The following is a 17,022-nucleotide window of genomic DNA, read 5'->3' as shown; positions in this document are numbered from 1 at the left end:
ATTTTATCTTTGCACCCAAAATAAAAAATAATCAAATCGTGAATCAATTGAAGCGGTTTGGTATGAATTTTAAAGTAAATAAATCTATATATGAAAACAATCATCAATACAGTGAATGCTCCTGCAGCTATCGGACCTTATTCTCAAGCAAATCTTGCCAACGGAGTTTTGTATATTTCAGGGCAAATCCCGGTAGATCCTGCAACAGGTAAACTGGTAGAAGGAATTGAAAAAGAAACTCATCAGGTAATGAAAAACCTTGAGGCAATTCTTACAGAAGCGGGAATGACATTTAAAAATGTTGTGAAAGCAAGCATTTTCCTTAAAAGTATGGATGATTTTGCGGTAATGAATGATATTTATGCATCTTATCTTGATGCTGAAAGCTTCCCAGCACGTGAAACGGTACAGGTTTCTTGTCTGCCAAAAAATGTTGATATCGAAATTTCTATGATTGCACATCAGGATTAATGAATTTTATAAGAAATACATTTGCAGTTTTGGTAGGTCTTGCTATAGCAGGGCTTATTATTACTCTTGGTATAAGGGCTTTTCCTAAGTGGGTTACTTTTGAAGCATTTGCTCCGTTTGAGCATTGGCAGAGATTTTTAGAAAGCATGAAAAATAATGATGCCTTCTTCGGATTCCTGCTTTTTATTTCAGGATTGGGAACTACTGTGGGTGGAGTTGTTACCGCCATGATTGTAAAATATGCAAAAGTAGCTTATGCGATTCTTATTGGTTTCATCATGCTTTTTATTGCAATGCTTGATGTAATTATTCTTCCTTATCATCCTACATTTTATAAAATTTCTATTTTTCTGGTCTTCTTTCCGTTTGCTTGGATGGGAGGCAAAATTGTAGAAATAATTTATGAAAGGAATAAAAAGAAGAGAATTGCTGAGAAAATGAATAAATCATAAATATAATAAACGCTGCACATCGCAGCGTTTATTTTTTACTATGGGTATCTAATACCTATCTTTAAGTATCCGTCATTTTTTATTTAAATGAAAGCGGGTATATGTCTTTTTTCTCCTTTTCTATAGGTTAAAATTAAGGGCTTATCCGTAATTTTACTAGACGTTAAATTAATATATCCCCATCTTTAAACCACAATTATGAAAAGACTTCTCGTATTTCTTTTATTATTACAAATCTTTTTAGTGTATTCTCAGAATGATAGATTTATTTATGAAGTGCACTATAAAAAAGATTCTACCAATGTTGAAATGATAAAAGAAAATTACAATTTAGATGTGAACCCAGAAGGAATTACATATTATAACAGGATTTATTATATAAATGATTCTATTTATAATAGCACAAAACATTATGGTTTTAAAGGATATAGATTAACTTCATTTTTTTCTCATAAAAACAAGAATTCTTTTTATGAGAACTACGAATATATAGGGGATGTGAATTTTTACAAAATAGATGAGTCTGTAGACATGCAATGGAAAATCTTGGATAGTACAAAGAGTATCAATGAATTGAAATTACAAAAAGCAGAAACAAATTTTGGAGGAAGAAAATGGGTTGCTTGGTTTGCTCAGGAAATTCCGATATCATATGGTCCGTATAAGTTTAATGGTTTGCCGGGACTCATTGTAGAGCTTTATGATACTAAAAAAAATTATGTTTTTAAACTTATAAAAAATGAAAAAATACCTAAAAACTATGAAAGCTTTACGTTGAGTGGTATTAAAGCAAAAGCAATAATCACAAATTATAAAAAACTAAATAATTTAAAATTAGAACTCTATCAAAGTCCTTTTAAATATGTTTTCAATGGAGGATTAAGTATTCCAGAGGGAAAGAAATTGCAATTGGAAGATGGTACAATTTTAACGAAAGAACAGCTAAAACCGGCGGAAAAGAATGAAAGGATAAAAATAAAGTCTTTCAATAATCCTCTCGAATTAGATAAAGCGATAATATATCCTAATTAATATCAACAAAAAAACGCTGCAGATTTTAAAGTCTGCAGCGTTTTTATTTATCAGTTGTTTGCTTTTATTAAGGCATTTTGAATCCTCTGGTATAATTTCTACCGTAGTCGTCCATATATTTTATCTGAACTGTTCCTGAGAATTTATTCAATATACTTTCTACATCTTTCTGAGAATTTACAGGTTTTCCATTAATATCTGTGATGATATAATTATCTACGATTCCTGCTTTTGCCATTTCGCTTCCTTCAATTACATTTTTCGCAACAATTCCGCTATTTAATCCGTAGTAAGCTTTCGTTCTGTCATCCAGGCTTTGGAACTCGGCACCTATTTTTTCAGTTACGGTAAGGTCAGCTTTTGTTCTTGTAGAAGTTCCGCCTTTTTGATCTTTTAGTGTAACAGTTGATGTTGTTTCTTTTCCGTTTCTTGAGTAAGTAACCTGTACTTTATCACCTGGTCTTTTACTTCCGATTGCGATAGATAAATCTGCAAAATCCGTAATGTTGGCTCCGTCAATTTTAGTAATAATGTCTCCCACTTTCATTCCGGCATCTTGTGCACCGCTATTGTCAGGAAGACCTGTAATATAAACTCCAGAACCTGTTTTAATATTGGTTTTCTTCTCTCTGTTGTAAAATGCAACCTGTTGGTCGTTAGACAAATCTAAAGAATTTACACCTAAGAAACCTCTTTGTACAATACCGAATTTCTTAATATCCTCAATAATCTTTCTTGCTAAATTCGCTGGAACCGCAAATCCGTACCCTTGATAATACCCGTTGGTAGACGAAATAGCGGAGTTAATTCCAATCAAATCTCCATTTACATTTACCAATGCTCCTCCTGAGTTTCCAGGGTTAATAGCGGCATCGGTTTGAATGAAGCTTTCAATAGGGTTTGTTGCTTTACCTTGCCCACTCAAAATTCCTATTCCTCTTCCTTTTGCAGAAATAATTCCTGCGGTAACAGTAGAGTTCAACCCAAGAGGGTTACCTACTGCTAAGACCCATTGCCCAACTTCAACATTGTCAGAATTAGCAAAATTTAAAAAAGGAAGTCCTTTTTCTTCGATTTTTAATAAAGAAATATCAGTGTTGGGATCAGTACCCACTAAAGTTGCGATATAAGATTTTTTGTTGCTTAGAACAACTTCAAGCTTATTGGCTCCCGCTACAACGTGGTTATTTGAAATAATATATCCATCCGGAGAAATAATTACTCCCGAACCTAAACCAGAAGGTATATTCTCTGGTGTTTGCTGCTGTTGCTGCTGTTTCTGTCTTTGCTGACCTTTTCCACCAAACGGATCACCAAAAAAGAAATCAAACAAATCCTGGTCAGAAGCTCTGCTAGATGCTCTATTCTGATAGTTTTTAATTGTTACTACTGCCGGGACAGTAGTTTTGGATGCTTTCACAAAATCATCGCCTACGTTTGCAGTATTCATTCCTACAAAAGAGGCATTGGTAGATTTTGTGAAATAAGATTCGTCAACGTTATTAGAGTTGTGACTTAAATATTGTTGCACGCCAACGGTAGTAGCTCCTGAAAGAATTCCTACGAAGGCAAATGGTAAAAGTTTTTTAAAAGTACTCTTCATTGTATGTCTTATTTTTTTATTTATAGTAATATTGAACACAAATTTAATGTTAAATAAGTATGCAATTACTATGCTGTGTTACTGTTTTAACTAAAATTTAACGAGCATTGTATCATTTTATATCTTAAGTCGTAATTTGACTGTTATTATTAACAAAGCTTAAGAATTAATTAAAAAAAATAACTGACAATTTTACCATTTCTAAACGGGTGTGATAATTATCAGTTTTATAAACTCGATGAAAAATTCTTATCTTTGCCAAAATAATTTTTCTCACTTAAACCGTTTATAGCATGCAACTGTATAACACCTTAAGCGCAGAAGAAAGAGCTCAACTTATTGATGAAGCTGGTAAGCAACGCCTTACTTTATCTTTCTATGCGTATGCCAAAATTGAAAATCCCAAAAAATTTCGCGACGATTTATTTATAGCCTGGAATGCACTCGATGCATTGGGACGTATCTATGTTGCCCATGAAGGAATTAATGCTCAGATGAGTATTCCTGCAGATCAGTTGGAAGATTTTCGAAATACGCTGGAAGTTTATGATTTCATGAAAGGAATTCGTCTTAATGTTGCAGTAGAACAAGACAACCATTCTTTCTTGAAATTAACGATTAAGGTAAGACATAAAATTGTTGCCGATGGTTTGAATGATGATACTTTTGATGTAACCAATAAAGGAGTTCATTTAAAAGCACAGGAGTTTAATGATTTATTGGTTGATCCCAATACAATTGTCGTTGATTTTAGAAACCATTACGAAAGTGAAGTAGGACATTTTGAAGGAGCTATTACTCCCGATGTGGAAAACTTCAGAGAAAGTTTACCGATTATCAACGAACAGCTTCAGGATTTTAAAGAAGATAAAAATCTTTTGATGTATTGTACAGGCGGAATTCGTTGTGAAAAAGCGAGCGCTTATTTCAAACATCAAGGTTTTAAAAATGTTTTTCAATTAGAAGGCGGAATTATTGAATATACCCGTCAAATCAAGGAAGAAAATATTGAAAGTAAATTTATTGGTAAAAACTTTGTGTTTGATCACCGATTAGGCGAAAGAATTACAGACGATATTATTTCTCAGTGTCACCAATGTGGAAAACCTTGTGATAATCACACCAACTGTGCTAATGATGCTTGTCATTTATTATTTATACAATGTGATGACTGTAAAACGGCGATGGAAAACTGTTGTTCTACAGAATGTTTAGAAATAACCCATTTGCCGGCGGAAGAACAAGTAGCATTAAGAAAAGGATTGCAGGTTGGAAATAAAGTGTTCAGAAAAGGGAAATCTGATGCTCTGACCTTTAAAAATTCAGGAGATTTACCTAATAAACCTTTAGCCAAAGTTGATTCTAAAAATATTAGACAGAAAATTGCAATCAAGAAAACATTGATTGGTAAAGCAGAACATTACTATACCAAATCAAAGATTGCACAGTTTTTAATTGAAAATGAGCTTTCAGTTGGAGATAAAGTTTTAATTTCTGGTCCTACAACGGGAGAGCAGGAAATTACAATCACTGAGATTTTTGTTGATGGTAACTCTTGTGAAAATGCAAAATCAGGAGATCAGATTACTTTTGAACTTCCGTTCAGAGTACGTTTATCAGATAAAATATATAAAATTTTGGGATAGTTGATCCTTAGATTGATAATTATATAAAGGTTGCACTCCATCAGAGCGCAACCTTTTTTTGTTAAATTAAATGTCATTAGAAAACTCCGTAGGAGTTTTATCTGTGTAGAAATGTTATAAAGTGTTATGACGAATTTTGCGCTCCGTAGGAGCGCTATCTCTAAAATAGTTTTGTATAATGCTATTTTTTATAAATTTGAAAATGAAAAAATCGGAAATCAGAAAAAAATATCTTGAAAAAAGAAAAACATTGTCACAAGATGAGGTTTCTCATTTATCTGAAAGAATTTTTAAAAATTTCATTAATTATTTTAAACCGGTTTCTGCTCAAAAAATCCATATTTTCATTCCAATCGAGAAGTTTAAAGAAATCAATACCAAAATTTTTATTGATTACTTTTTAAGCCAAAATATTAAAGTCTATGTTCCTAAGATTGTAAATGCAAAATTAATTTCTGTTGAAATTTTTCAGGATACTGAATTTAATCTAAATAATTGGGGGATTTCTGAACCTCTTTCAAATATAGATTCAGAAGTTTTAGATTTTGATTTTGTGATTACACCACTTCTTTATTGTGACACCAAGGGAAATAGAGTAGGGTATGGAAAAGGTTTTTATGATCAATTTTTTGAAAATATTTCAAGAAAATCAAAAAAAATCGGAGTTAATTATTTTAACCCCGATGATATAATTGATGATGTTTGGGAAAATGATATTTCCTTAGACTATCTTGTAACGCCTACAGATGTACTGTCTTTTGCTAGCAAATCTGAGTAGAACTTAATAAAATAAAACTTAAATTCTTTATTTTTTTCGTTGGTTTTAGAAACCAGAGTGTATTGTGCACTTCTTTCAAAATTCCCAATCGATTTATTTTTGTCACCAATATATTCCACATTGAATTTTGCGAAATCTAGAGTGTCTTTATCATTTATTTTCTTAAACACATTTATGTTGCTTACCTTCACCTTTTTTACTTTCAGGCTTTCAAGCTCTTTAAAAAGTCCTTTAAAGGTAGTAGAATCAGATTTCTGAAAATATTTTTCAATCTTTGAATAGATGGCGGTATCTATTTCGGTTTTCTTATTTCCGGAAAGATAAAGAGTAGACAGGTCAAGCACGTCTTGTACTTTTTGCAAAGTAATAGAATTAATTGCCTGTGTACTGTCCATCAATACATTGATGTTATTTGTATTTCTTAGTTTTTCGAGGTCGCTTACGTTGTTATTTTCTTCTTTTTTTGTGCAAGCAATCATTATGATGCCAAGAAGTATCGTTAAAAACAAAAAGTTATTTATTGTTTTCATGGTTTGAGATTTTAAATTTGATAGATACTATTTTTCCTTTATCTTTTTTCATTTCAATAACGTTCAGGTTTTTTAATGAAGTGGTAGGTGTGGTTACCAAAGTAATATAGTCTTGTTTGTCTAAAGTTTCAAGACCATAGATATCACTGTCATAGACCTGTGTTATAGTGGCTGTATTGCTAATAAGGTTTTCCAGCTGCTTTCTTTTTTGCTTGATAAGCTGTTCAGAATTTTCTCCGTTGATGTCTTTTATAGAGAAATAATAGAGCGCCATTTTATAATCATCCGGTTTCAGCTCTATGGTCTCTTCTTCAGGCGCGTTTTCAAGATTTCTATTGACTTCAAGATCTTCATATACAGTTGAGCTGATCTGCATTTTCAGAGTTTTATCCTTTGTTGGATAGATGAAGCATTCTCCGGGTTTTATTCTATATAAAATAGGAGATTCGTTTTCTTTAATGACTTTTATCTCAATATCTCGCTGTACATTTAGATTTCTGTCGGCATCCGTAAAACAATACTTATAAGTTTTTTGAAAAATTTCGTCCTTAAAACCTAAAAGCCCCAATAAAATGACAAAAACTGATGCTGCAGCAATCCAAGCTGCTCTTTGGTGGTTCTTTTTTAATGGCTTTACTTCTGTTATTTGCGAAGATTCTAAAATAGGTTGTTTTTTTTCAATTATTTGATTATCAGTATTGTTTTCTTGTAAAACTGCGTTTTCTTGATTGCCTGTTACTATTTTTTTAGGTTCTTCTTCAGTTTTAGGTAAGTTTAATGCACTTGAAATAGTTTTTTCTAATTCTTTCAGTTCATCGTCGCTCAAATCTTTCTCTTCGCTTAGTAATTCTCCTGCAAAAAGATGATTCTTTTTAAAGTCATACCAAGAGTCGTAACCCGCATAAATACTCAATAAATTGAGCATGTCAATACGGGGTAATTTTGAAACGGGAGAAGATTTAAAATAGGTGTAAAAAGACTTTTCACTGATGTTACCTTTGGCTTTTTTCCTAAGGTCTTCCTGAAAATATATAATATCAATACCCTTCCACTTAGATATTTCATCGTAAGAAGGGGTGTATTCTTTCAAATATTGAGCTTGAACGTCTTTTTTGAGCTGCTCAAAATGTAAGAGGTCTAAATCTGTCACTTTATAAAAAAGTAGTTAAGTTGTTGATTTTCATTGTATTTTATTTGTAAAACTGTTTTACAAAGTTATTACAATTATTTTTCATAAACAAATTTTATATCTGCTATACCTTTGTCTTGTTCAAATAACCGAACAGAGAAAAAGATTTAAAAAACAATATTAACAAAATTAAATTTAATTTATTATGAAAAAGTCATTATTCGTAGCTGCTATCGCTGTTATCTCTTTAGTTGCATGTAAAAAAGGTGAAGCTACAACTGGAGCTGATTCTTTAAACGCTAAAGTTGATTCAGCTACTGAGCAAATCGACTCTACTGCAGGTGCTGCTAAAGATTCAATTACTAAAGTTGCTGATTCAGCTACTAAAGCGATCGATTCTACTGCTAAAGTTGCTGCTCCAGCTGCTCACTAATCAGTTACGATTGAAGAATAAAGAACCGTTTCGCTCAGCGAAACGGTTTTTTTGTGTCTTATAATTTTAAAGCGTTAAGCTTTCTTTTGTCTTAATGTTTCATAGCAGGTAATTGCTACTGCATTGCTCAGGTTTAATGAGTCTATACTTCCGGTCATAGGTATCAATGTATTTTGACCTTTATCGTACCAAAAATCACTCAATCCGGAATGTTCAGTACCAAATAAAACGGCAGAACGTTTTGTAAAGTCTCTTTCAAACATATCTTTGGAAGTCTCATCCATAATAGTTGTATAGATGTTGAAGTTGTTTTTCTGTAAAAATTCAAAGACTTCGTTATTGTCAGCCTGAAATATCTGCATTCCAAAAAGACATCCTACACTTGATCGAATAACATTTGGATTATAGAAATCGGTCTTTCCATCTGCAACAATTAAAGCATCAATTCCAAAAGCTTCACAACTTCTTAGAATTGCGCCTAGATTTCCTGGCTTTTCAACGCCTTCAACAATAATTACAGTTGAATTTTCTTTTGGATGAAATTTATTTAAATAAGATTCTTGAGTTTTATAAACTCCAATGATTCCTTCAGAGCTTCCGCGATAAGCAATTTTTTCATACACTTTGTCGCTTACCAAATGAACTTTTTCTTTAGGTGTATTTCCTTTAAAAATGCTTTCACAGATATAAAATTCGACAGCTTCAAAATCATACTTCTGAGCTCTTTCATTTTCCTGTTGCCCTTCAACCACAAATACTTCCGATTTTTTACGAAAACGGTTGTCTGTAAGAAGTTTTGTGATGTGTTTTATCTTTTCGTTCTGAAAACTTTCGATGATCATAAGTGATAAATGATTGATAATTCATGCAAAAATAAGATTTACATCAGACTTATCAATCATTGATTATGTATAATCGTTTAAATGTGAATTGTGAAGGGGCAATTCGCTTCGCTCGTTAATTTTAATTCAAAACCAAATTCGCCATTGACAATTGACAATTATAAATCATCATTTATATTTCCGATTAAGCTTTGTGGAAGCTCTTTTTTATTTTTAATTCCTAAAGATTTCAATTTTTGCGTCTGGATAATCAGGTTGTCATTTCCTGTGTATAGCTGTTTGTAAGCATCATTGTAAACATTTTTTGCCAGATCTAGATTTTTTCCAACCTTTTCAAGGTTTTCTACAAAGCCTGCGAATTTGTCGTATAATTTAGCGCCACGCTCAGCAATTTCCATAGAATTTCTGTTTTGATATTCTCTTTTCCAAAGATCGGCAATCAGTTTTAATGAAGTAATAAGATTGCTGGGATTTAAAAGTAAAATTCTTTTCTCATAAGCGAAATTCCAAAGATTTTGATCGGCTTGCATGGCGGCGATGTAAGCTGGTTCGCTGGGAATGAACATCATCACAAAGTCTAAAGATTTTCCGTAATCGTCATACGCTTTTTGACTCAACTGACTAATGTGGGTTTTGATGGAAGATAAATGCTGATTCACTTTTATTTGGTAAATATCCGCATCTGTTTCGTCTACAAGTTCGGTGAAGGCAGTTAAAGAAACTTTAGAATCGATGATCACATTTCTTTCGTCAGGATATTTTACCACCGCATCAGGACGCATTTTTTTACCAGAAAACTCTGAAAACAAAGCTTTGTTATCTTCATCTCTAAGTTCGTGCTCCAGGAAATATTCTCTTCCTTTTACCAATCCTGATTTCTCTAAAATGCTTTCCAGGATCATTTCTCCCCAATTCCCCTGTGTTTTACTTTCTCCTTTCAGAGCTTTGGTCAGTTTTTTAGCGTCTTCGGAAATTTGCTGGTTAAGCAACGCTAATTCTTTCACTTTTTCAGCAAGAGAAAAACGTTCTTTATTTTCCTTTTCATAAGCTTCATTGACTTTATTTTTTAAATCATTGATCTTCTCCTGAAAAGGCTCAAGAATATTTTTAAGATTATTTTGATTGACAGTCGTGAATTTTTCTGTTTTTTCTTCTAAAATCTTATTGGCCAAATTTTCAAACTGCAATTTCCCTTCTTCCTGAATTTTTTTGATTTCTTCTTTCTGAGTTTCTAAAGATTTTTGTAAACCTTCATTTTGAGCTGTTAGTTCTGAATTTTTAGCATATAAACTCTGCTTTTCATTAAGGATTAATTCAATTTGAATGTTTTGTTTTTGGTTTAAAAGCTTTTGATCACCAAATTGAGTTTGAAGAAAAGTGTTTTCTGCAGAAATTTTTGAGAATTCATTTTTAAGATCGTTCGATAAATCAGATTGTTGAAGGTTTAAATCTTTTTCATTTTTAATGATTTGATCTAAATCCTGAATCTTCAGGTTTAAATTTTCTAAATCTGCTTTAGTCTTAATATTTAAATAATTCAATTCATCATAAGAACTTCTCGAAACCATAGACGATTTCAAAACAAAATAAATTAAGATAGAGCCGATAATTCCTCCGGCAAAACATCCAATGATCAGATAAGTGATTTCCATTTTTCAAAATTACAAAAACAAAAAAAGATTTTCTTTATGGGAAACCTTAATACTTAATAAAGCTGTTTAAACTAATTTGAAATTTAACCACAAAAGGAGCAAAAGATAATTATAGAGATATTATTAGATAATCAAAGTTCTCAAAAGAATGAAAAATCAAAGATTTTTAAAGGTTTTTGAGTGCTTTTTTCTTTGTACTAATTAACTTTAAAAAGAAATATCTAAATCTTTTGCCTCTTTTGTGGTTAAATAAAAAGTTTAAACAAGTTTAATAATTAAATAGTTTTTGTTTTTTCTAAAATCTCAATATTTTTCACAACATCATTGCTCTCGCATTTTTTCAATTCTTTTGATAAACTAGGGGAGAGTAATTTTGGATTTAAAATCTGCGAAGCAACTTTTGCTGCAGCGTAGTCGACAATGTTAATAACCGATTCTTTTAAGAAATTAGGTGTATTAGAAGAAATCACAGCCGTTGCCCAAGAAGTATCTCTTGCTTTTGAGATGGCAAAATCTAAAATCACATTATCTTTTCCGTTAGAAAGTTTGTCGATGAGATTGACTGGATAGCAAATCTTATTTAAAGAATCCTGAACATTCTGGTTGATTGATGCAATAACTGAATTGATGTTTTCAAAATCTTTTTTCAGTGGATTGATCTTTCGGTAAGGCATAATCGATGCTGCGGAAATTCCCAAATCTAAATTGATGTGCGCATTCATGCCAAGGAAAATATGCTGAAGAATCAGAAGATCTTTATTTTTTGCGGCTTCAAAAGCTAAATACCAAGAATTTGTACATTTTTTTCCTTTGCTATAGTTTTCCCATGCGTCCAAATATCTTGTTGCAAAAGCGATGTCAAGCAGAGTCATTCTCGGATTGTCTTCAAATTTTTTCTGTTGAATTCCTTTCAAAACCTGTGCGGTCATTATTCGATAAGTGCACGCAAAATATCCTACAGGACTTTTGTTTGCTTTGCTCCAAAGAATAATTTCGTCTAATTTTTTTAAGACTTCTTCTATGGTTTTCATGATGGTATAGTTTTGAATAAAGATAACAAAAAATAAACTCGAATGCTATTTAAGGTATTGATTTTTAATAGTGAAATTTATTAAAAACTGTAAAGTTTAATTGAATTTATTTATGCCTGTTTTGATAAGCCTTTTTTCGTTTCAATCTTATTTTTTCTCGTTATTTATTATTTCAATAAACTTTTTCATTGCTGGTTCTAAGCTTGTGAAATGATCTCCATCAATGTAAACAAGTTTTAATTTTGAATTATGTGATATAGCGTTAAGTTCATCTTTTAAATCGTATAATCCTTCATCTTCTTTCCCGACAATGGCATAATGATTAATTTGCATCGAAGGAATATTTTCTACTAAAACTCTCATTTTACCCTCTAATGGATTTTTATTATCAAAAGGAATTATGTCTTCCCAACCATAAAAATCTGGTGTATATAAACCGCCGTTACTTCCGCTTTTTGCAATTGGAACATTGTTTTCTAAAGATAGTAATGAAGATACTCCTCCGCCAATACTGTGTCCAAATACATATATTTTAGTGCTGTCTGCAAATGGTTGTTTTGCAATCCATTTTATTGCTTCCTTTGCATCATCAACTTCTCCTTGAAATAATTCAAAGTTTCCACCATTTCCATTTTCACCTCTATAACTTGGAGCAAATACGATATAACCTTTCTTTGTAAAAACTTGACAGTCTAATAAATCTTGTTCTCCCAATGCAAAACCTCCATGTAAATAGACAAGAATAGGCTTTCGCTTCGTTGAGTCAATATTTTTTTTGATAATTAATGCTTTTAAATTAATTCCATTTGAAGGATATTCTACTCTTAATAGATCCTTTGTGCTTACTAGGTCTTCATATTCTTGAGGAGCTTTTTCTTTTTTAATTAATTTTGAATGAAAGTGTTTCTTTTCATTCAAATATGTACTATCGTTTTTTTGTGATTTTGTTTCACATGAAAATAATAAAGTGGTAAGGATGCATAAAATGAAATGTATTTGAACTTTTGTGTTATATTTTCTTTTCATTATTAGAGAATTATAATTGCTATTGTCTGCGAGGTTAGATTAGAAATTACTCAAAGATTTACGAGATTATATTTTCAATTGTTTTTTGTAAAATGTAAATTTTATTTTGTTGTCTTTTACATCTAAAATACCACTTTTAGGATGTTGAAAATAAAGTTTTTGATGGTTTTCCGATTCTTTTAGAATCTGTGGAGAACCATTTAAAATTAAGCCGTCTAATGTTTGTACTGTTTTGAATTTAGTGTTCTCAACTTTTGAAATAGTTATTATGTCGTTTTTGTAGTTTTTTAATATTGAATATAAATTATTCTTATAAACAAAACTTGTCAAAATAGATACACCTACAGAATCTACAATTGTTTTTGTTCCTAAATTGCTTTTGGTTTCATATTCTCTTGTTTCAATTTCCGGATGAAAAGGGGGTAATCTTAAAGTCAATTCCATTTTCTCAGGATTTATGATTTCCAAGATAGAGGATTTTTCATACAAGTGAGTAGATGCGTTTGAAATATAATATTTATCACCAATTTTATTTACTGAAACTGCGCAGGTAGATTGTGCATAACGAATTTTTCCATTGTGTTTATTTTTAAAATAAATTGTTCCACCCCATTCTCCGGAGCAGTTATTCCAGACTTCATATTTTTCATCTTGAAAAACTAATCCGTAAGGTTTCTGGTTTTTTATCAGTTCTAGTTCTTTTGCGATATTTTTATCAACAGTTTCTGTGGTGAATTCAAAAACTTTGGGTTCTTTATTGCAATTAATCAGCATCAATAGAAATAATAAGATGCAATATAATTTCATCGAAAAAGATTTAAGGATTTTCTTTCGAAATTTCATCATGATGTTTTAAATACAAAGGTAAAGCTGCGGAACCGTACCAAGGAAATATTTCATAACTGAAAATTCCGGCTGCAACGGCGGAATCGGTTTTTACCCAAGATTCGGCTTCTTCTTTTGACTTGGTGTTGAAGATGAACATTCCGCGGTAGTTTTCTTTATTTTTTTCTAAAAAGGGCCCGGCAACAATAATTTTTCCTTCTTTAGCTAGTTTGCCGATGTTTTCCATATGACCTTTCATCAGCTCTGCTTTTTTCTCTTTATCATCAATTTTTGCTGAGCCGGTTGTGAGCATAACGATGGTGTAAGCTTTCATTCCATATTTATCTGCTCCTAAAGAATCTGCCAGTTTTTGATTAAATGATAATTTAGAATTGGATGAAGTTCCATTTTGTCCGGGTTTACCATCTTGAGCTTTGGTTTGAATAGAGCAGGAGATTAAAGTGAATGTAATTCCGCTTAGTAGAAATAAATTTTTCATCATATTAAATGTTTTTAATCTTTAATTCTTAAAAATTCTTTTGCCAATTCAATCATTTTAGGGTCACCTGTGTATTTTCCATGTTCATCAGAAAGTTTTACGGTAGGGATCCATTCGTTGTTGAGAGATTGTACGCCGATAAGTTTCATCACGATGTTCATTGGTTTTAAACCGACATCATTCGTAAGGTTAGTTCCAATCCCAAAAGAAACACCGATTTTACCTTTACAGTAATTGGTGATTTCTTCTACTTTTTCAAGATTTAAAGCATCAGAAAAAATAATATATTTAAATAAAGGATTAATTCCATGTCGTTTGTAGTGAGCGATCGTTTTGTCGGCAAATTCTAATGCATCACCACTGTCGTGACGAACACCATCAAAAAGTTTTGCAAATTTTTTATCGAATTGCTGGAAAAAAACATCAGTGGTGTAAGTGTCTGAAAGAGCAACTCCCAAATCCCCACGATAAACATCAACCCAATGTTCAAGGGCTAATTCGTTGGCCATTTTAAATCCAAACTCGGCTCCGTGGAACATAAACCATTCGTGAGCGTGGGTTCCAATAGGTTTTACACCATATTTCATTGCGAAATGTACGTTGGAGCTTCCTATAAATGTAGAGTCTTTTTTCTGGGTTAAAGCTTCCATTACCAAATTTTGTACCTTATAAGAATGTCTTCTTCTTGTACCAAATTCTGCGAAGTTAACTCCCAGCTTGTTTAGCGAATCTGCTTTTTCCAGCGTTTTTGCCATTACGATTTCGTTAGAATCTCTTTCCATGTGATTCATTTCGTAATGCAATTCACTAATCAAAGCCAGTAATGGAACTTCCCAAAGAATTGTTCGGTACCAAAGTCCTTCAACAGTAACTGATAAGTCATTTCCAGTTTGTACAATTTTTACTTCAGATGGATCGTAATGATAACCTTCGAGGAAATCAAGATAGGGTAGGTTTAAATAAGGACAGGTTTTAGCTAGAAACTTTTTCTCGTCTTTAGTCAGTTTGAGTTCTGCCATTTTATTGACAGTTTCTCTTAAAGCATGATCAAAACCTTCAGGAAAATGGTGTTTTCCACGATTGATAAATTCGTATTTTACAATTTGACTTGGAAAAAGTTTTACCACTGCATTTTGCATGGTTATTTTATAGAAATCGTTGTCTAGAATGGAGTTGAAAGTCATATGTTGCATATTGTGTAATTTTAACACAAATTTAGTTCATTTAAAATAAAAATCGTCTAAATGTAAGACGATTTTTTAAATATTGTAATGATTTTTGTTCTGTTTTTACTTCCCTAAATAAGAATTGTACATCCAGACTTCTTTTTCCTGCTCTGTAATATAGTCGCTCATTTGAGAGTTGGTGCCTTCGTCGCCAGCTTTGTCTGTAATGTCTAAAAGTTCTCTTTGTAAATCGATGACCACTTTGAAAGAATTCAGAATAATCTCTACGCTTTTATTACCGTCACTTACTTCTTTGCTTTCTTTAATCGTAGAAACCTGAAGGTAATCCGAATAATTGTGCGCCGGAGTTGCTCCTAAAGTTAATATACGTTCTGCAATCTCATCTATTTTTAAAACTAAACTGTTGTATAATTCTTCAAATTTAGGATGCAGAGTGAAAAATTGGTCTCCTTTAATATTCCAGTGAGAACCTCTTGTGTTCTGGTAAAATACAGAATAGTTGGCAAGTAGGATATTCAGTTTTTCTGAAATGTTTTGACAGTCGGCTTCTTTTAAACCGATAATGTTGGCATTTTTCATAAGTTTATTTTTTTTGATGTTTCTAATGCAGGAAATATTGTGCCGAAATTATTATAGCTTCATAGATGATAACGATGGCAGCTTTTTTCATTATGATTTAGAATAATTTGGATAGTGTTAAGATAAACAAAATAAAGACATCCTTATATATGAAATGGGTTGAAGTTTTTTGGATATGTAATAAATCATGAATTTTATATGCTTTCCCGCTAAATTTATACTTTTGTTTTTGAGTTTTATATTTCCTTATATTTTGCTGTATGCCCCTGTATGATGTAAATTATACATTATCATATGGTTAGTTTGAAATGAGTTAAGATTATTATTTCTACATAACTACTTGTCAATTAAAAAATTATTCATATTTTTGCACCCTAAAATAAAAGCAATTAAATGCCTACTATTCAACAATTAGTTAGAAAAGGAAGAGTCGCACTTACCAAGAAGAGTAAATCGGCTGCACTTGATTCTTGTCCACAAAGACGAGGTGTATGTACGAGAGTATATACTACCACACCTAAGAAACCTAACTCTGCACTTAGAAAAGTTGCAAGGGTAAGACTTTCAAACGGTAAAGAAGTTAACGCCTATATCCCAGGTGAAGGACATAATCTTCAAGAGCACTCGATAGTATTGGTACGCGGGGGGAGAGTAAAAGATTTACCAGGAGTTAGATACCACATCGTAAGAGGTGCGTTAGATACTGCTGGAGTAAGCGGAAGAACTCAAAGAAGATCTAAGTACGGAGCTAAGAGACCTAAGCCAGGTCAAGCTGCAGCTGCACCGGCTAAAGGAAAGAAAAAATAATCATTAAATAAGGTACAGAAACAATGAGAAAGACAAAAGCGAAAAAAAGACCGTTGTTACCAGATCCAAAATTTAATGATCAATTGGTAACTAGATTCGTAAACAACTTGATGCTTGACGGTAAGAAGTCAATCGCATTCAAAATATTCTATGATGCATTAGATATCGTAGAAACTAAAAAAGGAGAAACTGAAAAGACTGCCCTTGAAATCTGGAAAGATGCATTAACTAACGTTATGCCTCACGTAGAAGTACGTTCTAGAAGAGTAGGTGGAGCAAACTTCCAGATTCCTATGCCGATCAGAGCTGATAGAAAAATTTCTATGGCAATGAAATGGTTAATTAGCTACTCTAAAAAGAGAAATGATAAGTCTATGGCTTTGAAATTAGCTAACGAAGTAGTTGCCGCTTCAAGAGAAGAAGGTGCTGCTTACAAGAAAAAATCTGATACTCACAAAATGGCGGAAGCTAACAAAGCTTTCTCTCACTTTAAATTCTAA

At 32.0% G+C, this 17,022-nt stretch carries 19 protein-coding genes; 8 read left to right on the top strand and 11 right to left on the bottom strand.

Going from position 1 to position 17,022, the window contains the following annotated elements; all coding sequences use genetic code 11:
- Positions 1-90 precede the first annotated feature (90 nt).
- From AB671_RS15770 to AB671_RS15760, 3 genes are all read left to right on the top strand, one after another.
- Positions 91-471: a RidA family protein gene (locus AB671_RS15770; protein ID WP_066679870.1), complete on the top strand. Its 381-nt coding sequence runs from the start codon at positions 91-93 to the stop codon at positions 469-471.
- A complete protein-coding gene (locus AB671_RS15765; RefSeq protein ID WP_066679869.1) occupies positions 471-923 on the top strand; it encodes a hypothetical protein in 453 nt (150 codons plus the stop codon). Before AB671_RS15770 ends, AB671_RS15765 begins: the two co-directional genes overlap by 1 nt.
- A gap of 198 nt (positions 924-1,121) precedes the next feature.
- Positions 1,122-1,955: a GLPGLI family protein gene (locus AB671_RS15760; protein ID WP_066679868.1), complete on the top strand. Its 834-nt coding sequence runs from the start codon at positions 1,122-1,124 to the stop codon at positions 1,953-1,955.
- Between the two features lie 67 nt (positions 1,956-2,022).
- On the opposite strand, the gene AB671_RS15755 is transcribed toward AB671_RS15760, so the two are convergent.
- Positions 2,023-3,558, bottom strand: a complete 1,536-nt coding sequence (locus tag AB671_RS15755; RefSeq protein WP_066679867.1) for a trypsin-like peptidase domain-containing protein — start codon at positions 3,556-3,558, stop codon at positions 2,023-2,025.
- A 293-nt stretch (positions 3,559-3,851) separates the two neighbouring features.
- Here AB671_RS15755 and AB671_RS15750 point away from each other — a divergent pair, with 293 nt between their 5' ends.
- Both AB671_RS15750 and AB671_RS15745 read left to right on the top strand, forming a co-directional pair.
- Positions 3,852-5,204, top strand: a complete 1,353-nt coding sequence (locus tag AB671_RS15750; RefSeq protein WP_066679866.1) for a rhodanese-related sulfurtransferase — start codon at positions 3,852-3,854, stop codon at positions 5,202-5,204.
- Positions 5,205-5,406: 202 nt separating this feature from the next.
- Positions 5,407-5,982: a 5-formyltetrahydrofolate cyclo-ligase gene (locus AB671_RS15745; protein WP_066679865.1), complete on the top strand. Its 576-nt coding sequence runs from the start codon at positions 5,407-5,409 to the stop codon at positions 5,980-5,982.
- Here the strand turns inward: AB671_RS15745 and AB671_RS15740 are convergent.
- Together AB671_RS15740 and AB671_RS15735 are read right to left on the bottom strand one after the other, a co-directional pair.
- Positions 5,931-6,512, bottom strand: coding sequence for a hypothetical protein (locus AB671_RS15740; RefSeq protein ID WP_066679864.1), 582 nt, complete (start codon positions 6,510-6,512; stop codon positions 5,931-5,933). The genes AB671_RS15745 and AB671_RS15740 overlap by 52 nt on opposite strands.
- A complete protein-coding gene (locus AB671_RS15735) occupies positions 6,496-7,662 on the bottom strand; it encodes a hypothetical protein (protein ID WP_066679863.1) in 1,167 nt (388 codons plus the stop codon). Before AB671_RS15735 ends, AB671_RS15740 begins: the two co-directional genes overlap by 17 nt.
- Positions 7,663-7,846: 184 nt before the next feature.
- Between AB671_RS15735 and AB671_RS15730 the strand changes: the two genes are divergently transcribed.
- Complete coding sequence (locus AB671_RS15730) at positions 7,847-8,074, top strand: hypothetical protein (protein WP_066679862.1); 228 nt, start codon at positions 7,847-7,849, stop codon at positions 8,072-8,074.
- A gap of 74 nt (positions 8,075-8,148) precedes the next feature.
- Here the strand turns inward: AB671_RS15730 and AB671_RS15725 are convergent, their stop codons facing one another.
- From AB671_RS15725 to AB671_RS15690, 8 genes are all read right to left on the bottom strand, one after another.
- Positions 8,149-8,916: an RNA methyltransferase gene (locus AB671_RS15725; RefSeq protein WP_066679861.1), complete on the bottom strand. Its 768-nt coding sequence runs from the start codon at positions 8,914-8,916 to the stop codon at positions 8,149-8,151.
- 158 nt (positions 8,917-9,074) lie between these two features.
- Positions 9,075-10,568 carry a DNA recombination protein RmuC gene (gene rmuC, locus AB671_RS15720; RefSeq protein WP_066679860.1) on the bottom strand — a complete coding sequence of 498 codons (1,494 nt, stop codon included), beginning with the start codon at positions 10,566-10,568 and terminating at the stop codon, positions 9,075-9,077.
- A 275-nt stretch (positions 10,569-10,843) separates the two neighbouring features.
- A complete protein-coding gene (locus tag AB671_RS15715; protein ID WP_066679859.1) occupies positions 10,844-11,599 on the bottom strand; it encodes a DUF5995 family protein in 756 nt (251 codons plus the stop codon).
- Between the two features lie 147 nt (positions 11,600-11,746).
- Entirely contained in the window at positions 11,747-12,625 is an 879-nt protein-coding gene (locus AB671_RS15710; protein ID WP_066679858.1) for an alpha/beta hydrolase family protein, read from the bottom strand.
- 66 nt (positions 12,626-12,691) lie between these two features.
- Positions 12,692-13,432, bottom strand: a complete 741-nt coding sequence (locus tag AB671_RS15705) for a hypothetical protein (RefSeq protein WP_157444226.1) — start codon at positions 13,430-13,432, stop codon at positions 12,692-12,694.
- A gap of 10 nt (positions 13,433-13,442) precedes the next feature.
- Positions 13,443-13,952, bottom strand: coding sequence for a YciI family protein (locus AB671_RS15700; RefSeq protein WP_228390967.1), 510 nt, complete (start codon positions 13,950-13,952; stop codon positions 13,443-13,445).
- A gap of 11 nt (positions 13,953-13,963) precedes the next feature.
- A complete protein-coding gene (gene pncB, locus AB671_RS15695; protein WP_066679856.1) occupies positions 13,964-15,142 on the bottom strand; it encodes a nicotinate phosphoribosyltransferase in 1,179 nt (392 codons plus the stop codon).
- Positions 15,143-15,238: 96 nt separating this feature from the next.
- Positions 15,239-15,715 (bottom strand): Dps family protein, encoded by a 477-nt coding sequence (locus AB671_RS15690; protein ID WP_066679855.1) that lies wholly within the window; start codon positions 15,713-15,715, stop codon positions 15,239-15,241.
- Positions 15,716-16,108: 393 nt separating this feature from the next.
- Here AB671_RS15690 and rpsL point away from each other — a divergent pair, with 393 nt between their 5' ends.
- Positions 16,109-16,522 (top strand): 30S ribosomal protein S12, encoded by a 414-nt coding sequence (gene rpsL, locus AB671_RS15685; RefSeq protein WP_027383325.1) that lies wholly within the window; start codon positions 16,109-16,111, stop codon positions 16,520-16,522.
- A gap of 23 nt (positions 16,523-16,545) precedes the next feature.
- A complete protein-coding gene (rpsG, locus tag AB671_RS15680) occupies positions 16,546-17,022 on the top strand; it encodes a 30S ribosomal protein S7 (RefSeq protein ID WP_027387226.1) in 477 nt (158 codons plus the stop codon).

Source organism: Chryseobacterium sp. BGARF1, from assembly GCF_001677955.1.
Taxonomy (GTDB): Bacteria; Bacteroidota; Bacteroidia; order Flavobacteriales; family Weeksellaceae; genus Chryseobacterium.
This window is presented reverse-complemented; position numbering and strand designations above follow the sequence as displayed.

Bases quoted from the DNA above. Each gene is read 5' to 3' on its own strand.
- rpsL (WP_027383325.1), top strand. From the start codon at position 16,109: ATGCCTACTATTCAACAATTAGTTAGAAAAGGAAGAGTCGCACTTACC.
- AB671_RS15690 (WP_066679855.1), bottom strand. From the start codon at position 15,715: ATGAAAAATGCCAACATTATCGGTTTAAAAGAAGCCGACTGTCAAAAC.
- AB671_RS15760 (WP_066679868.1), top strand. From the start codon at position 1,122: ATGAAAAGACTTCTCGTATTTCTTTTATTATTACAAATCTTTTTAGTG.
- pncB (WP_066679856.1), bottom strand. From the start codon at position 15,142: ATGCAACATATGACTTTCAACTCCATTCTAGACAACGATTTCTATAAA.
- rpsG (WP_027387226.1), top strand. From the start codon at position 16,546: ATGAGAAAGACAAAAGCGAAAAAAAGACCGTTGTTACCAGATCCAAAA.
- AB671_RS15715 (WP_066679859.1), bottom strand. From the start codon at position 11,599: ATGAAAACCATAGAAGAAGTCTTAAAAAAATTAGACGAAATTATTCTT.
- AB671_RS15710 (WP_066679858.1), bottom strand. From the start codon at position 12,625: ATGAAAAGAAAATATAACACAAAAGTTCAAATACATTTCATTTTATGC.
- AB671_RS15765 (WP_066679869.1), top strand. From the start codon at position 471: ATGAATTTTATAAGAAATACATTTGCAGTTTTGGTAGGTCTTGCTATA.
- AB671_RS15725 (WP_066679861.1), bottom strand. From the start codon at position 8,916: ATGATCATCGAAAGTTTTCAGAACGAAAAGATAAAACACATCACAAAA.
- AB671_RS15770 (WP_066679870.1), top strand. From the start codon at position 91: ATGAAAACAATCATCAATACAGTGAATGCTCCTGCAGCTATCGGACCT.
- AB671_RS15700 (WP_228390967.1), bottom strand. From the start codon at position 13,952: ATGATGAAAAATTTATTTCTACTAAGCGGAATTACATTCACTTTAATC.
- AB671_RS15755 (WP_066679867.1), bottom strand. From the start codon at position 3,558: ATGAAGAGTACTTTTAAAAAACTTTTACCATTTGCCTTCGTAGGAATT.
- rmuC (WP_066679860.1), bottom strand. From the start codon at position 10,568: ATGGAAATCACTTATCTGATCATTGGATGTTTTGCCGGAGGAATTATC.
- AB671_RS15730 (WP_066679862.1), top strand. From the start codon at position 7,847: ATGAAAAAGTCATTATTCGTAGCTGCTATCGCTGTTATCTCTTTAGTT.
- AB671_RS15705 (WP_157444226.1), bottom strand. From the start codon at position 13,432: ATGAAATTATATTGCATCTTATTATTTCTATTGATGCTGATTAATTGC.
- AB671_RS15750 (WP_066679866.1), top strand. From the start codon at position 3,852: ATGCAACTGTATAACACCTTAAGCGCAGAAGAAAGAGCTCAACTTATT.
- AB671_RS15740 (WP_066679864.1), bottom strand. From the start codon at position 6,512: ATGAAAACAATAAATAACTTTTTGTTTTTAACGATACTTCTTGGCATC.
- AB671_RS15745 (WP_066679865.1), top strand. From the start codon at position 5,407: ATGAAAAAATCGGAAATCAGAAAAAAATATCTTGAAAAAAGAAAAACA.